15 protein-coding genes and 1 pseudogene are annotated in these 21,760 nt (G+C 68.8%); 5 read left to right on the forward strand and 11 right to left on the reverse strand.

Annotation, left to right across the window (positions count from 1 at the left end; genetic code table 11):
- Positions 1-283, reverse strand: a pseudogene (locus tag AC13HU_RS07700) (substrate-binding domain-containing protein); the annotation flags it as partial.
- Between the two features lie 639 nt (positions 284-922).
- On the opposite strand from AC13HU_RS07700, the gene AC13HU_RS07705 reads away from it, so the two are divergent.
- From AC13HU_RS07705 to AC13HU_RS07715, 3 genes are all read left to right on the forward strand, one after another.
- Entirely contained in the window at positions 923-2,683 is a 1,761-nt protein-coding gene (locus AC13HU_RS07705; RefSeq protein WP_483041001.1) for a class I mannose-6-phosphate isomerase, read from the forward strand.
- Positions 2,684-2,839: 156 nt separating this feature from the next.
- Positions 2,840-3,838: a LacI family DNA-binding transcriptional regulator gene (locus AC13HU_RS07710; RefSeq protein ID WP_483041002.1), complete on the forward strand. Its 999-nt coding sequence runs from the start codon at positions 2,840-2,842 to the stop codon at positions 3,836-3,838.
- A gap of 310 nt (positions 3,839-4,148) precedes the next feature.
- Complete coding sequence (locus AC13HU_RS07715) at positions 4,149-6,464, forward strand: discoidin domain-containing protein (RefSeq protein ID WP_483041003.1); 2,316 nt, start codon at positions 4,149-4,151, stop codon at positions 6,462-6,464.
- Positions 6,465-6,648: 184 nt separating this feature from the next.
- Here AC13HU_RS07715 and AC13HU_RS07720 read toward each other — a convergent pair whose 3' ends face one another.
- Positions 6,649-9,072 carry a glycoside hydrolase family 38 N-terminal domain-containing protein gene (locus AC13HU_RS07720; protein ID WP_483041004.1) on the reverse strand — a complete coding sequence of 808 codons (2,424 nt, stop codon included), beginning with the start codon at positions 9,070-9,072 and terminating at the stop codon, positions 6,649-6,651.
- A gap of 89 nt (positions 9,073-9,161) precedes the next feature.
- Positions 9,162-9,485, reverse strand: coding sequence for an L-rhamnose mutarotase (locus AC13HU_RS07725; protein WP_483041005.1), 324 nt, complete (start codon positions 9,483-9,485; stop codon positions 9,162-9,164).
- Positions 9,486-9,961: 476 nt separating this feature from the next.
- Between AC13HU_RS07725 and AC13HU_RS07730 the strand changes: the two genes are divergently transcribed.
- Complete coding sequence (locus AC13HU_RS07730; RefSeq protein ID WP_483041006.1) at positions 9,962-10,666, forward strand: GntR family transcriptional regulator; 705 nt, start codon at positions 9,962-9,964, stop codon at positions 10,664-10,666.
- Positions 10,667-10,987: 321 nt separating this feature from the next.
- On the opposite strand, the gene AC13HU_RS07735 is transcribed toward AC13HU_RS07730, so the two are convergent.
- The 8 genes from AC13HU_RS07735 to AC13HU_RS07770 form a co-directional block, all read right to left on the reverse strand.
- Entirely contained in the window at positions 10,988-12,076 is a 1,089-nt protein-coding gene (locus AC13HU_RS07735) for a mandelate racemase/muconate lactonizing enzyme family protein (protein WP_483041007.1), read from the reverse strand.
- A 185-nt stretch (positions 12,077-12,261) separates the two neighbouring features.
- The gene (locus tag AC13HU_RS07740; protein ID WP_483041008.1) at positions 12,262-14,625 is read right to left on the reverse strand and encodes a right-handed parallel beta-helix repeat-containing protein; all 2,364 of its coding nucleotides are present in this window, start codon (positions 14,623-14,625) and stop codon (positions 12,262-12,264) included.
- Positions 14,626-14,972: 347 nt separating this feature from the next.
- Positions 14,973-15,983, reverse strand: coding sequence for an aldo/keto reductase (locus AC13HU_RS07745; protein WP_483041015.1), 1,011 nt, complete (start codon positions 15,981-15,983; stop codon positions 14,973-14,975).
- Between the two features lie 11 nt (positions 15,984-15,994).
- A complete protein-coding gene (locus tag AC13HU_RS07750; protein WP_483041009.1) occupies positions 15,995-16,399 on the reverse strand; it encodes an SDR family oxidoreductase in 405 nt (134 codons plus the stop codon).
- Positions 16,400-16,501: 102 nt separating this feature from the next.
- The gene (locus AC13HU_RS07755) at positions 16,502-17,587 is read right to left on the reverse strand and encodes an enolase C-terminal domain-like protein (protein ID WP_483041010.1); all 1,086 of its coding nucleotides are present in this window, start codon (positions 17,585-17,587) and stop codon (positions 16,502-16,504) included.
- Between the two features lie 14 nt (positions 17,588-17,601).
- A complete protein-coding gene (locus AC13HU_RS07760) occupies positions 17,602-18,495 on the reverse strand; it encodes a carbohydrate ABC transporter permease (protein ID WP_483041011.1) in 894 nt (297 codons plus the stop codon).
- Positions 18,495-19,508 (reverse strand): carbohydrate ABC transporter permease, encoded by a 1,014-nt coding sequence (locus AC13HU_RS07765; RefSeq protein WP_483041012.1) that lies wholly within the window; start codon positions 19,506-19,508, stop codon positions 18,495-18,497. Before AC13HU_RS07765 ends, AC13HU_RS07760 begins: the two co-directional genes overlap by 1 nt.
- Complete coding sequence (locus tag AC13HU_RS07770) at positions 19,495-20,826, reverse strand: ABC transporter substrate-binding protein (RefSeq protein WP_483041013.1); 1,332 nt, start codon at positions 20,824-20,826, stop codon at positions 19,495-19,497. Before AC13HU_RS07770 ends, AC13HU_RS07765 begins: the two co-directional genes overlap by 14 nt.
- Before the next feature lie 120 nt (positions 20,827-20,946).
- Between AC13HU_RS07770 and AC13HU_RS07775 the strand changes: the two genes are divergently transcribed.
- Positions 20,947-21,630, forward strand: coding sequence for a GntR family transcriptional regulator (locus AC13HU_RS07775; RefSeq protein ID WP_483041014.1), 684 nt, complete (start codon positions 20,947-20,949; stop codon positions 21,628-21,630).
- Positions 21,631-21,760: the final 130 nt, after the last annotated feature.

Genomic DNA, 21,760 nt, shown 5'->3' on the forward strand with positions numbered 1-21,760 from the left:
CGACGGCCTGGAGCACCGGGATCTGCTCGGACGCCTGGAAGTCCGCCGATCCCTGGACGATCGCGGTCATACCCGCGGCCTTCGCGGCCGCCTTGAACCCCGCGGTCTCCGTCGAGTAATACGGATCACAGGTACACCCCGGAATGAACGCGATCGTGTGGTGCTTGCCCTTCGAACCCGCGCCGGGGGAACTGGCGGGCTTCGACGACGAGCAGGCGGACAGGGCCAGCACGGCTGCGGTGGCCGTGGCGACCAGCGCGGCACCGGTCTTCTTGCGTGACATGACGGGTCTCCGTGGTTCGGTTGGACTGGGCTGCGAGGGGCGGGAGTTGCCGACGGCGGATGAGGCCGACCGGTCAAGGACCCGCGGATCTGCCGACCGCGTTCGAGGTCGTCCACGGCGACCGCGACGATGAGGATCGCGCCGATGGCGACCGCCTGCCGGAACGGCGGGACAGCGGGACGTTGATGATGACGAGGCCGTTGTCGAGCACCGCGGGGATCAGGAGCCGAGCGCCAGGTGCGGGTGGACGGTTTCGATACCACCGGCGCGCGTATCGGACGGCGACGGGAGGTGGATCCGCCGGCCCGGGGGCGTTGCGGACCCGCGATCTGACGGAGGTGCCGTTTCCGGCGTACGACTTGGCACGCGGCGTGTCCTCTCCGCACCCAGCACAGGCACGTTCATGGAGTTGTTCCGGCTTGAGCCGCCTTCCGGTGTACGGAGCGAGATGCTATCGCTACCATCAGAGCGGCCCCAGACTCCGGTGGCAACACTTTGGTAACGCCCGCGTCACACGGGCCGCGAGAGGCGCCCTGTATGGCGACGAATGACGTCGAACGGTGCGGCTGGGCTTCGTCCGCCCTCTGCGTCGCGACGGCAACTCCCTGGCCGACATGCGCCTTCTGGTCTTCGCGAGATATGGTAGCGATACCATTTCGGGGATCGTTTCAGGAGGACCACGCAGTGCAGAACTCTGACTCTTACGGCTACGACGCAGAGCCTTGCTATCCGCCGGTGAGCGGGGACCTCGGAACGGGGTGGAACGCGGCAGCGGCGACCCTGCCGCCCGGCGGCATCGTCCTGGCCGTGGACGGCCCCGCCGTCGCCGAATGGGACCACATGATGTCGGACCTGTTCCGGGCACTCGTCGCGCTGGGCAGGAAGGCGAGCCGGCTGGACATGCGCGCGCGGTTCGCTCCGTGGGAGAAGGTCCTTGCCGCCACCGCATGCGGCGCCCTCGCCGAGGACCCCGACTTCGCCGCCTTGGAAACCCGGTCGATGGCCGACTACTTCGACGAACTGCCCGTGTCGAGCGCGCGGCCGGGGTCGGTGCTGGTCGTCTTCGGCCCAGGAGCCGCCCTCGTGGAGCACGATGTGCTCTGGTACGCGGACCTGCCCAAGCGGTACGCCGAGGCTGCGATCACCGCGGGGCAGGGCCTGAACCTGGCCCAACCCGCAGACCGGGGCCCGGGGACGACGCGTCGGCTGTTCTACGTCGACTGGCCGGTCCTGGACCGGCACCGCGACGCGATCGCGGGCGACATCGATCTGTGGATCGACATCCAGGTGCCCGACCGGCCGCGCTGGCTGGACGGGACCGCTTTGCGGAGCACGCTGTCCGCTCTGTCCGTGCGGCCCTTCCGCACCCGGCCCACCTTCAACTCGACTCCCTGGGGCGGGAACTGGGGGCAGCAGACGCTCGGCCACAACCAGGACCGGCCCAACTCGGCCCTGGGCTACGAACTGATCGCCCCCGAAAGCGGCATCCTCCTCGGCGAGCGCGGCGACCAGCCGCTCGAGGTCCCCTTCCAGATGCTGGTCGCCCAGCACCCCGAGCGGGTCATGGGCGAACAGGTGCACGAGGTCTTCGGCACCTCGTTCCCGATCCGCTTCGACTACCTGGACACGCTCGGCGGCGGCGCCCTGTCCGTGCACTGCCATCCCCAGTCCGACTACATGAAGGAGGTCTTCGGCTGGCCCTACACCCAGCACGAGACCTACTACGTGATGGTCACCCGGCCCGAGCGCCGGATCTACCTGGGACTGCGGGCCGACGCCGACATCGACACGTTCGAACGCGACGCCCACCGCGCCCACCACCACGGCCGCCCCTTCTCCATGGACGACCACGTGCAGAGCTTCCCGGCCGACCCGCACCAGTTGTTCCTGATACCCGCCGGCACTCCGCACGGCAGCGGCGAGGGCAACGTCGTACTGGAGGTTTCCGCCACCCCCTACCTGTACAGCCTGCGGTTCTACGACTGGCTTCGGCGTGGCAAGGACGGCACGCAGCGGCCGGTGCACGTCGAGCACGCGTTCAAGAACCTCGACACCTCCCGGTCCGGCCCGCAGGTCGCCCAGGACCTGGTCCAACAGCCGCGCACGATGCGGCAGGGGAGCGGCTGGCGCGAGGAGGTCATCGGGAGCCTGCCGGAGATGTTCTTCGACGTACGCCGCATGGTCCTGGAAACCGAGGACCCGGCCCACGACGACACCGACGGCCGCTTCCACGTGATCAACGTCGTGGAGGGGGACGGGGTGATGGTGGAGACCGCCTACGGCCACCGCCATGCCCTGGCCTACGCGGAGACGCTGACCATCCCGGCGGCCGTGGGCCCGTACACTCTGTACCGGCTCGGGACCGTGCCGGTGCGCGTCGTGAAGGCGCTGGTGCGCTGAGCCCGCGCTCCAAGGTCGGACCGATGGGCGTCAGCGCCTCCTGGTTCCCGGCCCTCGACGCAGGGGGAACCCGCGTGACTGCGGGGGATGGCCTGACGAGGCCGCAGACGAATGAGGAAGCAGATGCCAGGGCGGGCGCGAACGACTCCACCGACGATGACCGATGTCGCCAAGCACGCCGGGGTGAGCCCGATGACGGTCTCCCGGACGCTGCACGACGACGACCGGGTCTCCCCGACGACGCGTGCCAAGGTCCTGGCCTCGGTCGAGGCGCTCGGCTACCGCCGCAACGAAGTGGCCCGCAGCCTCCGCAACGGCCAGAGCAGCGATCTGCTCGGGCTGGTCGTCACCAACCTGGCCAACCCCTTCTACTCGCAACTGGCCCTCGGAGTGGAGGCGTTGGCCGCCGAACAGGGCATGACACTGGTGCTGGGCAACACCGGAGAAGACGTACGGCGCGAGAAGGAACTGGTCGACAGCCTTGTCGCCCGCCGGGTCTCCGGCATGATCGTGGTGCCTGCCGGCAGCGACCACTCCCATCTGCGGTCCGAACGTCTCGACGGAACCCCGGTGGTGCTGGCCGCCCGCCCGCCGTCGGGGGCTGAGCTGGACTGTGTCCTGGTCGACGACTTCGGCGGGGCCCGGACTGCGACGGACCTGCTGATCGGAGCGGGCCACCGCCGTATCGGCTTCCTGGGCCAGCACCCCAACCTCTGGACCAGCGCCGAGCGCTTCCGTGGATTCTGCACGGCGCTGGCCGAGGCCGGCCTCGACCTCGACGAGCAGAGCATGCGCTTCAGCCTGCGCGACATCAGCGCCGCCGAGCAAGCCGCCGGGGAAATCCTTCGCCTGCCGGCCGCCCCGAGCGCACTGTTCGCAGCCAACAACCGCAACACCATCGGCGCGGTTCGCGCGATCACCCGTGCGCGGCCGGACACAGCGCTCGCCGGATTCGACGACTTCGAACTCGCCGACATGGTCGGTATGCCGCTGTCCGTCGTCTCCTACGACGCCGCCGAAGTGGGCAAGCAGGCCGCACGCCTGCTCATCGACCGCATCGCTCACCACGAGGACAGGACGCGGCCGCAGCGCGTTGTCGTCCCCACCGCCCTTGCGCACTATGGGTATCAATCCGAACAGGAGGCGGTGAGCTGAGCCGGCGGCAGCGCGTGGCCCCGCCGCTCGCGTCTCGGCGATGTGGGGGGAACGGCCAACCGGCACCGTCCTCACCTGCTACCCGACCATCCGGATCCTCGACGGCGGTAGCAGCTCAACCGCCACGCTGCGCTCGTGAAACGGCCGTGGGGCCGTCCTGGACCGTCTGATCAAAGCCGAATTCTTCGAGATCGTGTTCTTTCATCTGCCTTCATTGACCCCGAGGTCGGCGGCGTCGAGAGTTCCGAATCGATACGGCCGAAACTCGGAGGTTCCCTTGCGTTCGCCAACCCTCGCCATGAGATCGCTCATGACCGGCGTCCTTGTCGCGATCTGCCTTGCATGTGCCGGCCCGGCCCGCGCGGCCGGTGCAACCGACCTGTACGCCTCGCCGACGGGCAGCGGAAGCGCCTGCTCGTCGGCCGCGCCCTGCTCCGTGGCGACAGCCCAGACCCAGGTCAGGAGCCGGACCTCGACGGCAACCGGAGACATCGCCGTAGACCTGGAGGACGGGACCTACCCGCTGACCGCGCCGTTGAACTTCGGAGCGGCCGACTCCGGACAGAACGGCCACCACGTCATCTGGCGAGCGGCACCCGGGGCCAACCCGGTCTTCAGCGGGGCCCGGCCCGTGACCGGTTGGACCCAGGTCGGCGCGAGCGGCATCTGGAAGGCGGCCGTGCCTGCGGGTGTCACCGACACCCGCCAGATCTACGTGAACAACCGGCGTGCGATCCGGGCCCGTGGCGGCTACTTCCCCGCCGGATTCACCATGACGAGCACCGGCTACACCACCACGGACGCGGCATCACTCGCCAACTGGAAGAACCCGAGCAGCATCGAGTTCGTGTATCACCAGTCGTACATCGAGACCAGATGCCCGGTCGCATCCGTCAGCGGGAACACGATCACGATGGCGCAGCCCTGCTGGAACAACGCCCATAACAACCCTGGGATCGCGAACAACACGATCAACTACATCGAGAACGCGTTCGAGCTTCTGAACCAGCCCGGCCAGTGGTATCTCGACAAGACGGGCGCCGTCGCCGGCGACGGGACGCCGGCGCTGTACTACATGCCGCGCAACGGAGAGGCACTCACCGGGTCGGGCGCGGTGCAGGTCACGGTGCCGGCGATCCAGCAGGTCCTCACCGTGGCCGGCACGGACGCCGCCGCGCGGGTGCAGAACCTGCAGTTCTCCGGGCTCACCTTCGCCGACGCGACGTGGCTCTTCCCGAACACGGCGGACGGCTTCGTCGAGCAGCAGGCCGACTTCACCGAGACCGGTGCCGGTGCGTCACCGTACAACTATTCGGGCCTGACGAAGACCCCTGCGGCCGTGGATATCGCGTATGCCACGAATGTGGTGTTTCAGCAGGACGCCTTCACCAGACTCGGTAGCGCGGGAATCAACGTCGAGAAGAGTTCGAACAACATCTCCCTGATCGGGAATCGGATATCCGACGTGTCGGCGACCGGCATCCAGATCGGCGACATCACCCACCAGGACCAGAGGCCGACGAACTTCGCGGACCGCATCCACGACATCACCGTTCAGGACAACTACGTACACGACGTCGCCACCGAGTTCCTCAGCGGTGTCGGTGTCTTCGGCGGCTTCACCGACACCCTGAAGCTCCTGCACAACGAGATCGCGAACGTGCCCTACGACGGCATCTCACTCGGCTGGGGCTGGGGATACCTGGACAACGGCGGCATCGGCGACTACCAGACCAACCCGGAGACCACCCCGACCATCGCCGCCAACAACCAGATCGTGGGCAACTACGTTCACCACTACATGATCGCGGGACAGGACGGCGGGGCGGTCTACACCCTCGGCAGCCAGCCGAACTCGATCGAGCAGTCGAACTACTACGCGAGCTCACCCGACGACGGTAGCCAGCGCGGGATCTACCTCGACAACGGGACTCAGCACTACACCGTGAGCAACAACGTCGTCGACCGCGTCGCCAGTTGGCTGCTCGTCAACGAGGGCGGCGGACACGGCAGTCTCACCAACCCGCCCGCCGAGAACAACGTCATCACCGGGAACTGGGCCAACACGACCAACAAGTCCTGCTGCTCCGGCATCAACACCTACGACTCCTCCAACAACGACACCGTCGTCGGAAGCGCTTGGCCCACCGCCGCGCAGACGGTGATCGATGCCGCCGGACTCGAGCCCGCGTACGCCTACCTCCACGACGCCTCATCGACCACGAATCTCGCCCTCGGCGCGACGGCGGTCGCGAGCAGTACCTACAGCAGTGGCTACGCCGCGCGCAACGCGATCGACGGATCGGCCGCGACGCGGTGGGCCACACCCACCGGCACCACGTCTGCCTCGCTCACGATCACGTTCCCGCAGGCGACGACGCTGAATCGGGTCGTCCTGCGCGAGGCCCAGTGGGGCACCGCGCACATCAACACCTTCACGGTCGACTACTGGAACGGCACGGCATGGACCACCGCCGTCACCGACTCCTATGGCGGACTCGTCGCGCAGGAGCGCTTCTCGACCGTGACCACGACCCAGATCCGGCTCAACATCACCGACAGTGCGCCCGGCCCGTCCGTTCAGGAGGTCGAGGCGTACTACGACCACAACGTCGCACAGGGGTAGCCGGCCACCGAGCCGCCCTGCGTTCCACAGAGGTCCGCACCACCGCCGTCGCGGTGGTGCGGACCAGGGAACGAGGGACGATCAGACGGCCGCGGCCGCGGGTCGGTCACGCGTGCACACCTGACAGTCCGTCAGATCCGCGGTTCGCTCCCGCCGACCTCGATCAGACGCGGGTCCTGCCGGATCAGGTCGCAAGAACCCCTTCACCGGCGTCACGACCGCCCTGGGTGATCGGCCAGAGCAAGGGCGCCAGGCGCATGCCCGCCGCGTGGCGCCGGATCGCGTCCTCGTCCATCTCGGGCATCGACAGGAATCCGTACCGCAGCAGGGTGTGTCCGGGCTGGGACTGCGGGAAATTGGTCTCCCAGTAGTTGTTGACCGGCCACGCGAGCAGCAGCGGGTCGTCGTCTCGCGGAACGGCGTCGAGTGGCGGCCCGAAGTGGAAGTCGCCGAACTGGATCATCGGCGCGTCCGGCGTGAAGAGGGCGACGGCGCCCTCCTCGTTCCAGATCGCGCCCATGGACTCCGCGGTCACCCAGTTCCGGCAGGCGCCGGGCAACTGTTCCTCGTCCAGGCGCACGTGCTGGCCGGCGGTGTCGAACATCGCCTCCCAGCCGGCCCTCATCGCGAGCGGGAAGACGAGGTAGAACCCCTGCGGCGAGGTCTCCTGCGCCACCTCGAACTCCGCCTCCAGATGGATGACCGGGTCGTGTTCGAGCAGCGTGATCCGCTGTATCAGGTGGGTCATGCCCGGTGCCTGGACCGTACGCTCCAGGGTCACCCGCCCGGCGGAGACCTGGACGGAACATTCGGTCACACGGGTCGCCCGCTCGCGGATCGGTGCCCAGTCCTGCCAGCCGGCGTTGTCGAACTTCTCCTCTTCCAGGTCCGACGTGTAGATGGAGTAGCGGCTGCCGTCGATCAACGCGTCGGGGCGCTCCCTGACGAAGGCGAAGAAGTCCAGGCCCTTTCCGGGGGCCAGCAGTTCGCGGTCCTGGCGGCGGTCGACCAGGGAGACGATGCGCCCGCTCGCCACCTCGTAGCGAAGGATGTGGAACGGCGACTCCAGGCAGCCGATCTCGCGCAGGTGGCTTGTCGCGGACAGGACGTTCAGTTCGCGACGTTTGAGGTGCCTGGTCTCGATGGTGTGCGAGACGAGCGGGGTCGGTGCCGGGGCGGGCAGTTCGGCCAGCGGGACGCTGCGCCAGGAGAAGGGTTCCAGTTCGAGCGGACCGAAGGCGACGGGGTCTGCTCCTGGGTAGTCGCGGCGCCAGGACTGGTAGTCGTAGAACAGCCTGCCGGTGCGGTAGGTGCGTTCCACCGGCGAGCCGGTCTGGCCGAACCAGGCGGCGGGCAGTCGCGGCTGGACCGTCACCGGATACGGGGACGGGTTGCAGATCAGGACGCCCTTGATGCCGGTGTCCGCGACCGGGTTCCGGGCAAGCCGTTCCAGTCCGTCCATCACCGCGAACGCGGCGAGTTCGTGACCCTCGTGAGCGTGCGCCTGCTTCAGCAGTTCGGTCGTCCGAGCCTGCGGGTGGTCCGGCTGAGTGAGGTAGTAGCCCCAGGTGTGCTCGTCGAACGTGTCGACGTTGTCCCGGGCGCGTTGCAGCGTGCTGTGCTCGCGGCCGACGGTGAGTGCCTCGGCGGCTGCCATCAGCGGCTTGGCCTGCTGGTTGAGTGCCGTGGCGATCGGGGTGCTGCCGTAGCCGAAGCTCCAGTAGTCGGTCCAGTCGCCCCGCAGCGTCGGCAGTTCGGCCTCGGGGACGGCCAGGGCCCGCTCCCGCAGGTCGTCGAAGGTCACGTACCGGACGGGCGGGCCGGCCTCGGCGGCGTTCCAGCGCTGCACGAGTTCCGGGGTGAACGGGTTGGGCGGAGTGTTGTCCCACAGGACCGGTGCGCAAGTGCTCGTCAGATAGACGAAGTCCAGGTTGTACTCGATGGCGTCCAGGTGTCGGGCGAGCGCGCCCCAGCCGTCGGCCATCCGATCGACGGAGTCATGCCAGGTCTGCATGTTCTGGTCGAACATCGTGTAGTGATGCCCGTTGAAGACCCGGATCGAGCGGCCGGACGGCGCCTCCCACAGGAACATGCCGGGCCTCGGCGCGACAGGTCGGCCGAAGTGGATGTTGATGGCCATGACGAACAGGTCCACACCCGCGTCGAGAAGCACGTCGGCCATCGGCCACGGCACGCCGTTGACGTCGTGCTGGCACGCCACCCGGATCGGGGCGCCGACCAGTTGCTCCAGCTCGTTCTTCCCGTCGACCAGCCGCTGCAGCGCCGGCCGGTCGATGAGCGCGGCGGTGTGCCAGCGCAAGGCGGCCAGGCCGATGCGGCCTTCCTTGCAGAGCTTCACGAAGCGGTTGCGCTTCGAGGCGGACGCGCCTGCCAGCCAGCGCCGCACCGGCTCCGTGGCTTCGCACGTCCACTTCGGTCGCACGCCCTCCGGGAGATCGGCCGTCCGCTCCAGCCAGTCGATCGCCTGGTCGATGTGCTCGCCCTGGATTTCCCACACGATCGGCTGCGGGTGGCTGTAGCCGATATCGAGGTGGCTGTGGTGAAGCATGAGGATCTCTTTGACGCCGCTCGAAGGAGTCGAGTTCATGGTGTTCCCATCGTGGTGATCATGCCGGTCGTGAGGGCTGTCTGCCGGTGTCGCCTGACTTCGCGCCAGGACGCGCGTTACTCGTCCCTTCAGTCGAGACGGAAGACCTCTTCGGCCGGTGCCCACCACTGGCCCTCGGCCGCCGAGTCGACCGGTTGCTGGCAGGGGTCGGTGAGCTTCCACCAGCGGCGGTTGGTCTCGTCCTCGGCGATGGCCGCCATGTCGGACTCGTAGTCGTCGCCGTGGTATTCGAGGTAGCTGAACAACAGGCCGTCACGAAGAAAGATCGAGTAGTTGCCCACGTGGGCACGGCGCAGCGCGTCGAGCACGCCAGGCCAGGCCGCCGCGTGCAGGGCGCGGTACTCCGCTTCCTTCTCCGGACGCAGACGGATCACCGATGAGAACCTCTTCATGCCGTTCAACTCCTCTTCGTAGGGCGTGGAATCGCCGTGGTGCCGGTGCGGGGTCCGGCCGAGCCCGGTAGTCCGCGACGCAGGCGGAAGGTCGGCATCACCGCGGGGCCGTCGACGGGTTGCACGTCGACGGAGGTAATCTCCATGAAGGCTGCTCCAAGGCGCTTGCGGATGCTGGTGGTTGCTGCGTCACAGAGTCGGCCGGGTCGGCCCTCTGCTCAGGGGCTGCGCGTAGGTGAACAGCGGGCCCGACGGCGATGCGATGTCGCTGGGCAGCGAGTCGAAGATGACGTCCGGCCGGCCGGAGCATGGCTATCTTCCGAGGGGGTGGTCACGTTCACGTGCTCCTGACCTGCTGGAAACTTCGTACGTGATTTCGTTACCCTCCGAGTTGTCGTCACCCGAGTCAAGGTTCGGCCTGCGCCGTACACGATCCGGCCCGGAATGGAAATCATCGCGTCTGCCGAGGAGTTGATATGTCCGATGTGATCGGATCTGATATTCCGGCGGCTGGAGGTCGGCCACAGTTGCGCCGTCCCCAGCGCAGTGTGCTGGCCGACGATGTCTACGAGATCCTCAGAGAGGGTCTCTTGTCCCGTCGCATAGCCCCAGGCTCCCGGCTCAACCTCGACCGGCTCGCCCGCGAGCTGCATGTTTCGAACACCCCGGTCCGGCAGGCCCTCACCCGGCTGGAGGTCGACGGCCTGGTGACCAAGGAGCCCTACCGGGGATTCGCCGCCTCCCAACTGCTCGATTCGCGCACGATCGCAGAGCTCTACGACTACCGGCTGCTCATCGAGCCGCCCACCGCCGCCCGAGCGGCTCGGCACCCTGACACCGTCGTCCTCGCCGAACTGGAATCACTCTGCGACGCCGACGAGATCACGCGGTTGGTCACCATCGCCCCGGCCGGCGAGGAGCTGTCACAGCGGGACGTCGACTTCCACGGCGGCATCGCCCGCCTGGCGAGAAACGGCGTCGTCGTCGACAACTTGGCCCAGATCCTGACGCGGATGCGCCGCTTCACCGTGTACGGCCGCCACGGCGTCGGCGAGCAGGCATGGGCGGAGCATCGGGCGATCGCGGCCGCGATCGCCGCCGGAGACCCGGCGGCGGCCGCGGCCGCGATGCGCGAGCATCTCGCCGGAGGGCTGGACCGTATGAAGGACGCGCTGCGCTAGCGCCGCGTGTCGTCGTAGGTCCCGAATTCGTTCACGGCGAAGGATCCGCTGCTGTTGCTGATCGTGAGTCGCAGCTGGGTTGTCGTGATCGTGGGGAACGTGTCCGTCTGGGCGGGGCCCGGGTAGCTGTTGGTGTAGGCGGTCCGCCAGACGCTGTCGGTGTCGAGGTACTGGATGCTGTAGTCGTTGATCGAGCCGGTCCGGGCGCGGGCAGTGCCGCTCCGGGACGCGAGAAGGAGGACGAGGTCGGAACCGCCGCGTTCGGGTGTGCGGTGGCCGTCCGGCCGAGGACCGTAGGGGTGTCTGTTCGCCGGCCGGTCGTCATGCTGTTCGGCGGTCGTCGATGGCGTCGGGGTTCCAGTCGATGCCCAGACCAGGGGTGTCCGGCGCGATCGCCTGTCCGTCCTCGACGCGCATCTGGCTGCGGGTGACGGCCCGCAACTGCGGGATGTGCTCGACATAGCGGCCGTTGGGGATGGCGGCCACCAGACTGACGTGCAGTTCCATCAGGAAGTGCGGGCAGACGTGCACGTTGAACGTCTCCGCGAGATGCGCGACCTTCAGCCAGGGGGTGATCCCGCCGATTCGGGCGACGTCCACCTGGACGATGGACGCCGCGCCGCGCGCAAGGTAGTCGCGGAACTGGCCTGCCGAGTAGAGGGACTCGCCGACCGCGATCGGGATGGAGGTGGAGCGGGCGAGTACGGCGTGCCCTTGGACGTCGTCGGCCGGCAGGGGCTCCTCGAACCAGGCGAGGCCGAGCGGCTCGAAGGCCGCGGCTCGGCGGCGTGCCTCCGCGTGTGTCATCGACTGGTTGGCGTCGACCATGATGTCCAGGCCGTCGCCGACCGCGTCACGGACCGCCCGCAGCCGTTCGACATCCTGCTCGACCCGGGGCTTGCCCACCTTCAGCTTCACCCCGGGCCATCCCGCGGCCTGCGAGGCCAGGGCGCCGTTGACCAGTTCGTCGGTGGGCAGGTGCAGCCACCCGCCCTCGGTGTCATACAGCGGGACCTGCCGGCGGAATCCGCCGGCGAGGCGCCACAGCGGCTCTCCCGCCCGCTTGCAGCGCAGATCCCACAAGGCGGTGTCGACCGCGGCCAGGGCCAGGGAGGTGATCGCGCCGACGGTGGTGGCTCTGGTCGAGGCGAACAGGTCGAACCAGACCTGTTCGACCAGCGCGGCGTCGGCGCCGGTCAGCCGGGGGAGCAGGTGCTCGTTCAGCATCGCGAGGACGGACGCGCCGCCGGTGCCGATCGTGTAGGAGTAGCCGGTGCCGGAGTTGCCGTCGTCCGTCGTCAGGTCGACGAAGATGGTCTCCTGCTTGACGAACGCCTGGACGGCGTCCGTGCGCAGCGTCTCGACTTCGATGTCGGCCAGGTAGGCGGCAGCGGCGACGATGGTACTCATGGAACTTTTTTCCTCACGGTTTCGGGTGGTTCGGGGCGACCAACCGGTGGCGTGCCGACCGGTGGGGCGCCGCACTCGATGTGCGAGTGCGGCGCCGGTGACGGTGGGGTGGGGTGGCGTGGACGGGCCAGCCGGTACCGGTGACGGCGTGCCTGAACGAGTCGCCCGACGGTGGTCGTGTGGTGCTACGTGTTGGCGCCGACCGTGGCGCCGGACTGCGCGCCGAACACCCGGACCTGGCCGAGGACGAGTGGTTGACCGTCGGTCTTCACGACGGCGACGTAGCGCCAGGTCCCGCTCGGCGGCCGGCAGTCGATCCGGGCCTGGTAGGGCAGTGGTGTGGCGGGCTGGTCGCACGCCAGGGTGTAGCCGTTGCCGACGCTGGGCGTCGCCGCCGAGGTGTTCGACACGAGGACCTGGAAGCCCTGGCGTTCCGTCGTGTAGTCGTAGCCGTCCTGGCGGAACAGGATCTGGACGTCCGACAGGGTGTGCTGCGCGCCGAGGTCCGTCTGCCACCACGCCTGGGTGTCGCCGGCGGCCGAGGCCCAGGGCGGTCCCACCACCTCGCTGTTGGCGTTGGACGGCCCGAAGCCGCTGGACCATGAGCTGGAGGCGGTCGCCGGCGTCCGGTAGGCGAGGTTGCTCCGGCCGCTGCCGCTCAGCCCGCTGTGCGCACTGTCCAGACCGGCGTCGGCGATGGTCGTCTGCGCCGCGGCCGGCCAACTCGTCAGCCCGGTGGTGTTGTTGTTCACGGTGTTCGACGCGTTGCCGTTGCCGTAGCTGGCTCCGGAGGCGGCGTCGACGTAGTTGTCGGTGACCGTGTTGTCGTTGGCGCTCGGCGCCCCGCCCTGCACGAACACCCAGTGAATGACGTAGCCGTCGACGACGTTGTCGCTCACGGTCCAGTTGCTGGACCCGTTGTCGAGGTAGAGCCCGGCGAAGTTCTGGGAGTCCTGGGCGATGTGGTTGCCGGTCAGGGTGGAGCCGGCCGCGGCCTGGAGGCCGTTGAGGTAGATCGCTCCGCCGTCGACCAGTGACGAGGTCATCACGTCGTGGACGTAGTTGTCGTCGACGTGGTTGGCCGACATCACGGCCGAGGTCTGGAATCCCCAGCCCCAGCCGAGGCTGATGCCGGTGTACGGGGTGTCCCAGACCTCGTTGTGCGCGATCGTCGTCCCGGTCACCCAGGCCGCGGCGATGCCGATGCCGCCGAGGAACTCGTTGGCGACGTCGTAGACCTCGTTGTTGTCGATCGTGTAGCCGGATTCGAGGGTGGCCGGTGGCGTGTTGTAGTCGGTCTGGTTGACCTTCGTCGGATCGTAGCTCCCGGGACCGCCGATCTCGATGCCGTTGCCGGAGACGTCGGTCACGACGTTGCCCTCGATGGTGTTGTCACTGCCGCCGCCGTCGAAGCCCAGGGCGCTTCCGCCCAGGTGCGCGAAGGTGTCGCCGGTGAAGGAGACGTTCCGGCACGCCAGGCAGGCGACGTTCGCGGCCAGCGGGGCGTCCACGTCCGGATCGGCGGTGCGGACCATGTCGGCCTGCTGGTCGACGACGCCCTGGCTGCCGAGCAGCAGGGTGCCGTACTCGAAGGACAGGCCGGTGAAGGCCAGATGGGTCACCGGGCTGGTGCTGGTGCCGGCGATGTCCACGAGCTTTTGCAGCCTGGCGGCCACGACCGAGGCGGTGGTCATGTCCTCGCCGGTGCGCGGAACGTAGGAGATCTCGTGTGCCGCGGTGTCGAGGTAGAACTGCCCGGGGGTGCCCAGCAGGGCGTAGTCGTTCTCGACCGCGGTCGGCACCGACACGACGGGCCCGCGCGCGGCGTTGCCGTTCGCGTTTGTGTAGCAGGGGTTCTGCTCGGTGACGGCCCCGCCGGAGATCGACGTGACCGGGCAGAGGGCATGCTGCCAGTGGTAGGTCTGCCCTGCGGTGGAGTACACGACGTCGGACCGGTCCCAGTTGTCGGTGCTGCCCGCGGGCAGGGTGCCGGTGAACGTGAAGCCTGACGCGGTGTTGGTCATCGTCCCGAAGACGGAGCCGGCAGGTTGACTGGCGACGTCGGCCCGCCGGCCGTTGACGTAGATCTGGCGCGTGTCCAGACCGGCGGGCACCGGGGTGGACCAGATGTCGGTGCCCGCGGCCCGGGTCCAGTTCGCCGTGCCGCCGGTGAACGCCGCGCCCTGGGTCAGGGTGGTGCCGCCGCTGAGTACGACGCGCTGCCCCGGTTCGGCCTGCCAGACGACGTCGTACCCGTTCTGGCCGGAGTCGGCGGCGCCGAAGGTGAGCGTCTGGGCCAGGGGGTACGTACCCCCTTCGAGCTCGACGACGATGTTGCCGGTCATGCTCGGGGCGAGCTGGCGGACACGCTGCTGCGCCTGGGTGATGGTGCATGCCTGGCTGGTGGAACAGGCCGTCCCGGAGCCGGTCGGCGAGACGTGGAGCCGGACGCTGACGGCGGCGTCGGCCGTCGTCGGCAGCGACACGGCGCCGATGACCAGGGCCGCGGCCGCAGCGGCGAGCCCTCTCAAGACCTTGGATCCAAACACGAAATCTCCAGTCTCATGTACGATTTTCGGTTCATGCTTGGGGCTCGGGTCGGCCCGTGTCAACGGCCGTGCGGAGACGGGTTTCGCTCGGTGCTACGTACGTGCGACGTGACCGTCGCGCCATGGCCGCGCTCACCGACGACCCGGTCAACCAGCGCCGGCGGGAGCGGATGGCGGGCTGTGTTCCGCACGGTCGTACCCACCGACGGCTGGGTGCCCTACCCCGCCATGACCAGCCCGGCAGCCCCGTGTAGCGGTGCCCGCCCGGCGGCCGGCGGCTGCGCCTGGACTCCGTCGGGACCGTCGGGATCTCGACCCGGACGCCGGCCGAGCGGGAGCCGGTCCGTCTAACTCCCCAGGTCGTCACCGGTGAACCCGGCCGGGAGGGGCAGGTGGTCGGGCAGCAGGCCATCGGTGCGGAGTTCCCGCCACAGCTCGTCCGGGATGTCCAGGTCGAGGAGTCGGACCGCGTCGGCGACCTCCTCGGCGGAGCGGGCTCCGATCAGTACGCTCGCCACGGGTGGCGGGGCGAGGGCGAAGCGGACTGCCGCCGCGCGCAGCGGTACGCCGTGCCGCCCGCAGACGCTCTGCATCCGCAGCGCTCGGTCGACCAGCCGATCCGGTGCGGCGACGTAGTCGAAGGTGGCCCCCGGTTGCGGATCGGCCAGCAGGCCGGAGTTGAACACGCCTCCGACGATGACCGACACGCCGCGGCGGGCGGCCTCGGGCAGCAGATCTGCCGCCGCGCCCTGGTCGAGGAGGGTGTAGCGGCCGGCCAGCAGCACCGCGTCGATGTCGCTGTCGCGGACGAACCGGGTCAGCATCTCGGACTGGTTCATGCCGACGCCGATCGCGCCGACCACGCCCTCGGCGCGCAGCCGCTCCAAGGCGGGGTATGCCTGGTCGATGGCCTCGGCGAAGTGCTCGTCGGGGTCGTGCAGATGGACGATGTCGATCCGGTCCAGGCCGAGCCGCTCCAGGCTGGCCTCCAGGCTGCGCCGTACGCCGTCGGCGGTGAAGTCCCAGCGCCGGCGGTGGGTGGCCGGGACGGCGTAGCCGTTGGCGAGGTCGTCGCCGCCGTCGTACGCGACGGGGTCGAGGCACCGGCCGACCTTGCTGGCCACGGTGTACTCGTCCCGGGGACGGTTGCGCAGGAAGGCGCCGAGCCTTCGTTCGGACAGTCCGAGGCCGTAGTGGGGGGCCGTGTCGAAGGACCGGATGCCGCCCTCCCAGGCCGCCGCGACAGTTGCCGCCGCGGCCTCGTCCGTCACCGGCGTGAAGAGGTTGCCGAGGGCGGCGGCCCCGAAGGACAACCGGGTGACGGCGGCGGTGCCACGGCCGAGCCGGGTGTGCTGCATGGACATGTTCCTCACCGCCCGACCGGCCGCAGCCGCAGCCCGGCCATGCCGTCGTCCACGGCCAGTGCCGTGCCGGTGACGCCGGCGGCGGCCGGCGAGGCCAGGTGGACGACGGAGGCCGCGACCTCCTCGGCGCTCGCCAGACGCCCGGTCGGCCGGCGGGAGTTGAGCGCGCGGACCGAGGCGTCGTCGCCGACGTCCGCGGTGATTCCCGCGAGCGGCGCGCCGACCGAGTCGGGGGCGAGGTCGAGGACGGCCACCTGGGCGCCGCGTTCGGCCGGCAACTGGGCGGTGGCCAGGCCGATCCCCGATGCGCTGCCGGTGACGAGTGCACGTAGGGGAAGGTCGGGGGTGGTGTCGGTGGACAACAGGCTGCCTCTCGTCAGGCGGGAGGCGGGCCTCCCAGGTTCGTACATCTGTCGCAGGTGCCGCACCGCGCGGCCGGTCGCGCAGCCGGTCCGGTTCGGGCCGCAGCCCGCTCCCGTACCACCGGGAGCAGCGGGCTGCGGATCGGCGGATCAGCGGTTGAAGCGCTCCAGCCCGGCGGGGACGCCGGTGCTCTCCCATTCGGCCTCGTAGCCGATACCGGGGGTGGTGCCCGCGCGGACGAGTCCCGCGGCGTCCACGGCGGCGTCCCGCTGGACCGGGTTGGCCGGGATGAAGGACTCGTAGTACGTGGTGTTCGAGATCGCCATGCACAGGTGCGTGTTGACGGGGCCGCCGCCGTGGACCTCGGCGCGCATGAGATAGGAGTCGGCCAGGTGGGCGGTCCGCAGTGCGCCGGTGATGCCGCCGCGCAGCCCGGAACTGGTGCGCACCGCGGTGGCGCAGCCGCTGGCGATGAAGTCGGCGGTGTTCATGTGCGCGCCGTCGCTGGTCTCGGCGACGAGCAGGGGGACCTCGACCTTCTCGGCCAGGCGTTGGTAGGCGGTGATGCTGAACTCGCGCATCGGCTCCTCGTACCAGAGGTAGTCGTGCTCGGACAGGACATGTCCGAGGCGGACGGCGTCGAGCAGGTCGAAGCCGGCAGACCCGTCGTACATCAGCGGAACGTCGGGGCCCACGTGCTCACGCAGCTTGGCGCACAGCTCCATGTCACGTCGGACGTCGCCCCACGCGTGCAACTTGATCGCCGGATAGCCCAGTTCGAGGCACTGGTCGGCGACCTCGAGGTACTCCTCGACGGACGAGAAGGTCGCGGTGGAGGCGTAGGCGGGGATGGAGCTCCGGAAGTTCCCGAGGAGACGGTGCACCGGGAGCCCGACGGACTTTCCGGCGATGTCCCACAGGGCGATGTCGGCAACGCCCAACAGGTAGAGGGGTATCTCCTCGATCCGGTCGAGCTCCCACATGCGGTGCCACAGCCACTCGCGGGCGAGCGGGTCGGCGCCGAGGAGTTCGCCGCGCAGGCGGCGGTCGACGATGTCGGCGAGGATCGCGCCGCGCGGGGAGTGGGCGTATCCGGTCCAGCCTTCGTCGGTACCGATGGCCAGCCACCCGCCGGTGAGGGCGGGCTCGGACCCGGGCAGCCCGTTGCGCCAGCGGAAGGTGGGGGAGACGGCGGGCTGCTGGTGCAGGACGACGTCGACCGATGTGATCTTCACTGTTCGGCTCTCATTCAGCTTTTGAGGGCCCCGTCGAGCATGCCCTTGACGAGGAATCGTTGGGAGAAGAGGAAGACGAGGACCACGGGAATGGTGGTCACCAGGCCGGCCACGGCCACCTCCGGGCGGTGGATCGGCAGTTGGCTGCCGCCCAGGCTGGGGTTGAGCGCGGGAGTGCCGGATATCAGGGCACCGAGCCCGACCTGGAGGTTGTACTTGTCCTCGGTGCTGAGCATCACGAACGGCAGGAAGTAGTTGTTCCAGTTCCCGACGAAGGCGAAGTAACCCAGCAGCGCGATAAGGGGTTTGGCCAGGGGAAGGGCGATCCGGGTGAACAGCGCCGCCTCCGAGCACCCGTCGATCCGCGCCGCCTCCAGCACCTCGCGGGGGAGCCGGGTGCTGAAGTGGATGAACGACAGGTAGACCCCGAACGGGAAGAGGCTGGCGGGGAGGATCACCGAGACGGCCGTGTTGGTCAGCTGGAAGGCGTTGATCTCCATGAACAGCGGCAGGACCAGAGCCGCCGTGGGGACGATCATCGCCATGAGGGTCGCGACCAGGATGATGCGGCGGCCGGCGATCTGAGTGGCCGCCAGGGCGTAGCCGGCGAGCAGGGCTGTGACGACGCCGAGCACCATCGCCCCCAGCGAGTACTCCGCGGTGTTGAGGATCCAGTGGTAGAGGACGCCGTTGTCGTAGGCGGTCAGGTGCCGCCAGGCGGTGCGGTAGCCGCCGAGCGAGCCGAATGACAGGGGGCTGCCGTTGTCGATCTGTGCCTCGGTCTTGGACGGCGCCAGGACCAGCCACAGAATCGGGATCAGGCAGAGCAGTGCCAGGACGCCCAACAGGATGAGGCGCGGGGCGGACCACAGGCGCCGGGCCGCGCGCGCGGTGATGGGGAAGGCCATCAGGACACCTCCGTGTCGAAGAACCTGGCCTTGAAGATGAGCAGGCCGGCAGCCGCGGCGCAGATGACCAGGAGCAGCAGTGAGAGTGCACTCGCCGCGGCGAAGTCACCGTTGTTGAAGGCGTAGTAGAGGCCGAGCTGGTTGAGGGACCACCACTGGGAGCCGACGTTCTCCAGGCCGTACAGCAGTTGCGGCTCGATGAAGATCTGCAGGCCCGCGGTGAAGGTCATGATCACCATGTACAGGACGTACTTGGAGATCGCGGGAAGCTTCACGTGCCGGGCCGTCTGCCACCAGGTGCAGCCGTCGAGCTTGGCCGCCTCGATCTGGTCCGCCGGGACGCCCTGGAGCGCGCCGAAGATGATGACCACCCACTGGCCGAAGCCGGTGACGAACGCCATCAGCGCGAAGATCCAGATCAGGTGCGAGCTCTGGAAGACCTCCGCGCCCGTCGTGAAGCCCATCGCCCGCAGCTGGGAGCCGAAGGGGCTGAGCGTCGGCTCCAGCATCACGTACCACAGGAGCACGCTCGCGGAACCGACGACGGCGCCGGGCATGACGTACAACAGCCGCATCGCGGCACCCGTGCGCGGGCGGACCTCCTGGACGGCCAGGGCGAGCACGATCACACCGACCACCATGATCGGCACGTAGAGCGCCATGAACTCGGCGACGTCGGTGACCGCGGGCAGGAAGCGGAAGTCCGAGAACGCCCGGGAGTACCCGGTGAAGCCGGAGGGCTGGGTGCCACCCGGGTTCGCGATCGAGGCGTAGCAGGCGTAGGTGAGCGGGCCGATGCCGAACAGGGCGAGGAGAACCAGGTACGGGGTGACGCACAGCCAGCCGAACGCCTGCCCAGGGGCCCGCCTGCGCCTGCGCGGCGCGGCGGCGGGGAGCCGGGAACCCGCGCTCGGCCCGGGACCCGGGCCGAGCGTCGTCGCGGCAGCCGAGTCCGTTGCCGCGCGACCGTGCGGCGCGGCGGTGACCGGCGCCTTGCTTCTACTTGACGACATAGCCGGCCGCCTTGGCGAGGTTCACCAGCTCGCTCTGCAGCTTCGGGAGCACCGAGGTGATGGTCTTGCCGGACTGGACAGCCGGGGTCACCACCGAGGTGAAGGCCGCCTGGACGTCGAAGCTCGTCGGGTGCTGGGTCGGGATGATCTTGGAAGCTTGCTGCTGCAGCACCGGGAACGGGTCGGTCGCGTAGAAGGGGTCGGTGCTCAGTCGCTTCGCCCACGCCTGCGCGGCGGGGGCGTAGGCCGGGTAGGTGGGGGCGGACTTCTGGTACGCGGTGTCCGTGCCCATCCACTGGGCGATCTGCGCTGCGCCCTTCATGTTCTTCGAGTGCTGCGAAACCACGTACAGGCCGCCGCCGTAGCCGCCGGAGTAGTTGGTGGTCTCGCCGGCCCACGCGGGGTACGCGGCGGCGGCGATCTCACCCTTGGGGGTGTTGAAGCTGGCGGCCGGCTTGAACACGAAGTCACCGAACCAGGAGGCGCCCGGCATCATGAGCACCTTCCGGGCCTGCCCCAGCTTGTTCAGGTCGGGGGAGAACATCGATGCCTTGGAGACCGACTTGTTGGCCAGCATGGTGTCGAGCATCGACGCGACCCGCGTGCACTTGGTGTCGGTGAGGTCGATGTGGACCGCGTTCGGGCCGGTCACGTCCTGGATCGGGCAGCCGCTGCCGGCGAAGTAGTCGTAGTAGCTGGTCTGGTCGCCCGCGTCACCGACGACGTAGCCGGGGTGCTCCTTGGCGACCTTGGCACCGAGGTCCTCGTACTGGGCCCAGGTCGTCGGCACGGAGTAGCCGAACTGGGTGAGCAGCTTCTTGTTGTACCAGAGGACGGTCTGGCCGATGTCGTTGCGCAGGCAGTACAGCTTCCCGTCGATCTTGCATGAGTCGTTGGTGGAGCCGAAGCCCGTCTGCACCGTGGACGGGATCAGCGAGTCGAGCGGTTGGGCGAAATGGAGCTGGGTGCTCGCGAGGTTGGCTATCAGGTCCGGGTTGCTGACGAAGACCAAGTCCGGCCAGCCCTTGCCGGTGCGGTTGAACAGCTGGAGCTTGGTCAGCAGGGTCAGCGGATCGAACGTCTGGATCTTCATCTTGACGCCGGGGTGCGTCTGATGGAACTGCTGGAAGCCCGGTTGGCGGGTGGCGTCCGTCCAGACCAGCAGCGTGGCGTTGGAGTCGCTGGTGATCGCCTTCCCGGCGCTGGAGCGGCCGGCAGTGTTCTCGCCCGAGGAGCAACCAGTGAACAGCATGCCGGCGGTCAGGGCGATGGCGGCGGCGGTGAGGCTGCGACGGGCGGACACTGCGGTGTGTCTCATTTTGCGCTCCAGCACTAGGCATCATGTACGATGTCAAATGCTCTATGTACTTAAGCTGGCTGTCAACAGCCTTTCAAGGGCAAAATTCTTCTCAGGTTCACCGACGAGGGGTGGGAGTACATGACTACGGCTGACGCCGACGGTCCGCTGCTGGCCAACCGCCAGATACTGGCCGACGAGGTCTACGGCATCCTCAAGTCCTGGCTGGAGTCCGGCCGGATCCCCCCCGGGGAGCGGATGAAGATCGACAAGTTGGCGGAGGAACTCGGCATCTCCAACACGCCCATCCGCCAGGCGCTCGGGCGCCTGGAATCGGACGGACTCGTGGTCAAGGAGGCGTACAAGGGCTTCACCGCCGCGCACATGCCGGGCCGAAGGACCATCGAGGAGTTCTACGAGTTCCGCATCCTCGTGGAGCCCGTGTTCGCCGCGAAGGCGGCACTTGCGGCCGAAACCGCCGACATCTCCTTCCTGCACGAGCGGTTGGAGACCGGATCACCCGAGAGCGCAGTCAACCTCAGTGCCGGTGTGCTGCGCACGGCCGACGAGCAGTTGCACAGCCGGCTCGCCGACCTGGGGAACAACGGCTTCGTCGCCGACACGCTCCGCCGCCTGTTCGTCAAGTCGAGCCTCTTTCGCGCGATCTACCTGCGGCACGACGGACTTCCCTCGACATACGCGGAGCATCAGCGGGTCGTCGCGGCGATCGCGGACCACAACAGTGCCGAGGCCGAGGCGGCGATGCGAGCCCACCTGGTGGCCGCGCGGGCCCGCATGCTCGACGCGGTGGACAACGCCGGCTGAACCCCGGGGCTGCACGGGAGCGCGCCCGCCCTGGGCGTGGGTGCGCTCCCGTGGAGGGCATGACGCACATCGTGCGGGCCATGTGGCGGTCGCTGCGGCGGCGGAGCGGTGCCCGCGTGCGGCCCCCGAG

The sequence above is a fragment of the Streptomyces sp. NH27 genome, assembly GCF_056859195.1.

What these genes read in the sequence shown, in the direction of transcription:
- AC13HU_RS07705 (WP_483041001.1), top strand. Translation starts at nt 923, where the DNA reads ATGGTAGCGATACCATTTCGGGGATCGTTTCAGGAGGACCACGCAGTG.
- AC13HU_RS07710 (WP_483041002.1), top strand. Translation starts at nt 2,840, where the DNA reads ATGACCGATGTCGCCAAGCACGCCGGGGTGAGCCCGATGACGGTCTCC.
- AC13HU_RS07715 (WP_483041003.1), top strand. Translation starts at nt 4,149, where the DNA reads ATGACCGGCGTCCTTGTCGCGATCTGCCTTGCATGTGCCGGCCCGGCC.
- AC13HU_RS07720 (WP_483041004.1), bottom strand. Translation starts at nt 9,072, where the DNA reads ATGAACTCGACTCCTTCGAGCGGCGTCAAAGAGATCCTCATGCTTCAC.
- AC13HU_RS07725 (WP_483041005.1), bottom strand. Translation starts at nt 9,485, where the DNA reads ATGAAGAGGTTCTCATCGGTGATCCGTCTGCGTCCGGAGAAGGAAGCG.
- AC13HU_RS07730 (WP_483041006.1), top strand. Translation starts at nt 9,962, where the DNA reads ATGTCCGATGTGATCGGATCTGATATTCCGGCGGCTGGAGGTCGGCCA.
- AC13HU_RS07735 (WP_483041007.1), bottom strand. Translation starts at nt 12,076, where the DNA reads ATGAGTACCATCGTCGCCGCTGCCGCCTACCTGGCCGACATCGAAGTC.
- AC13HU_RS07745 (WP_483041015.1), bottom strand. Translation starts at nt 15,983, where the DNA reads ATGCAGCACACCCGGCTCGGCCGTGGCACCGCCGCCGTCACCCGGTTG.
- AC13HU_RS07750 (WP_483041009.1), bottom strand. Translation starts at nt 16,399, where the DNA reads ATGTACGAACCTGGGAGGCCCGCCTCCCGCCTGACGAGAGGCAGCCTG.
- AC13HU_RS07760 (WP_483041011.1), bottom strand. Translation starts at nt 18,495, where the DNA reads ATGGCCTTCCCCATCACCGCGCGCGCGGCCCGGCGCCTGTGGTCCGCC.
- AC13HU_RS07765 (WP_483041012.1), bottom strand. Translation starts at nt 19,508, where the DNA reads ATGTCGTCAAGTAGAAGCAAGGCGCCGGTCACCGCCGCGCCGCACGGT.
- AC13HU_RS07770 (WP_483041013.1), bottom strand. Translation starts at nt 20,826, where the DNA reads ATGAGACACACCGCAGTGTCCGCCCGTCGCAGCCTCACCGCCGCCGCC.
- AC13HU_RS07775 (WP_483041014.1), top strand. Translation starts at nt 20,947, where the DNA reads ATGACTACGGCTGACGCCGACGGTCCGCTGCTGGCCAACCGCCAGATA.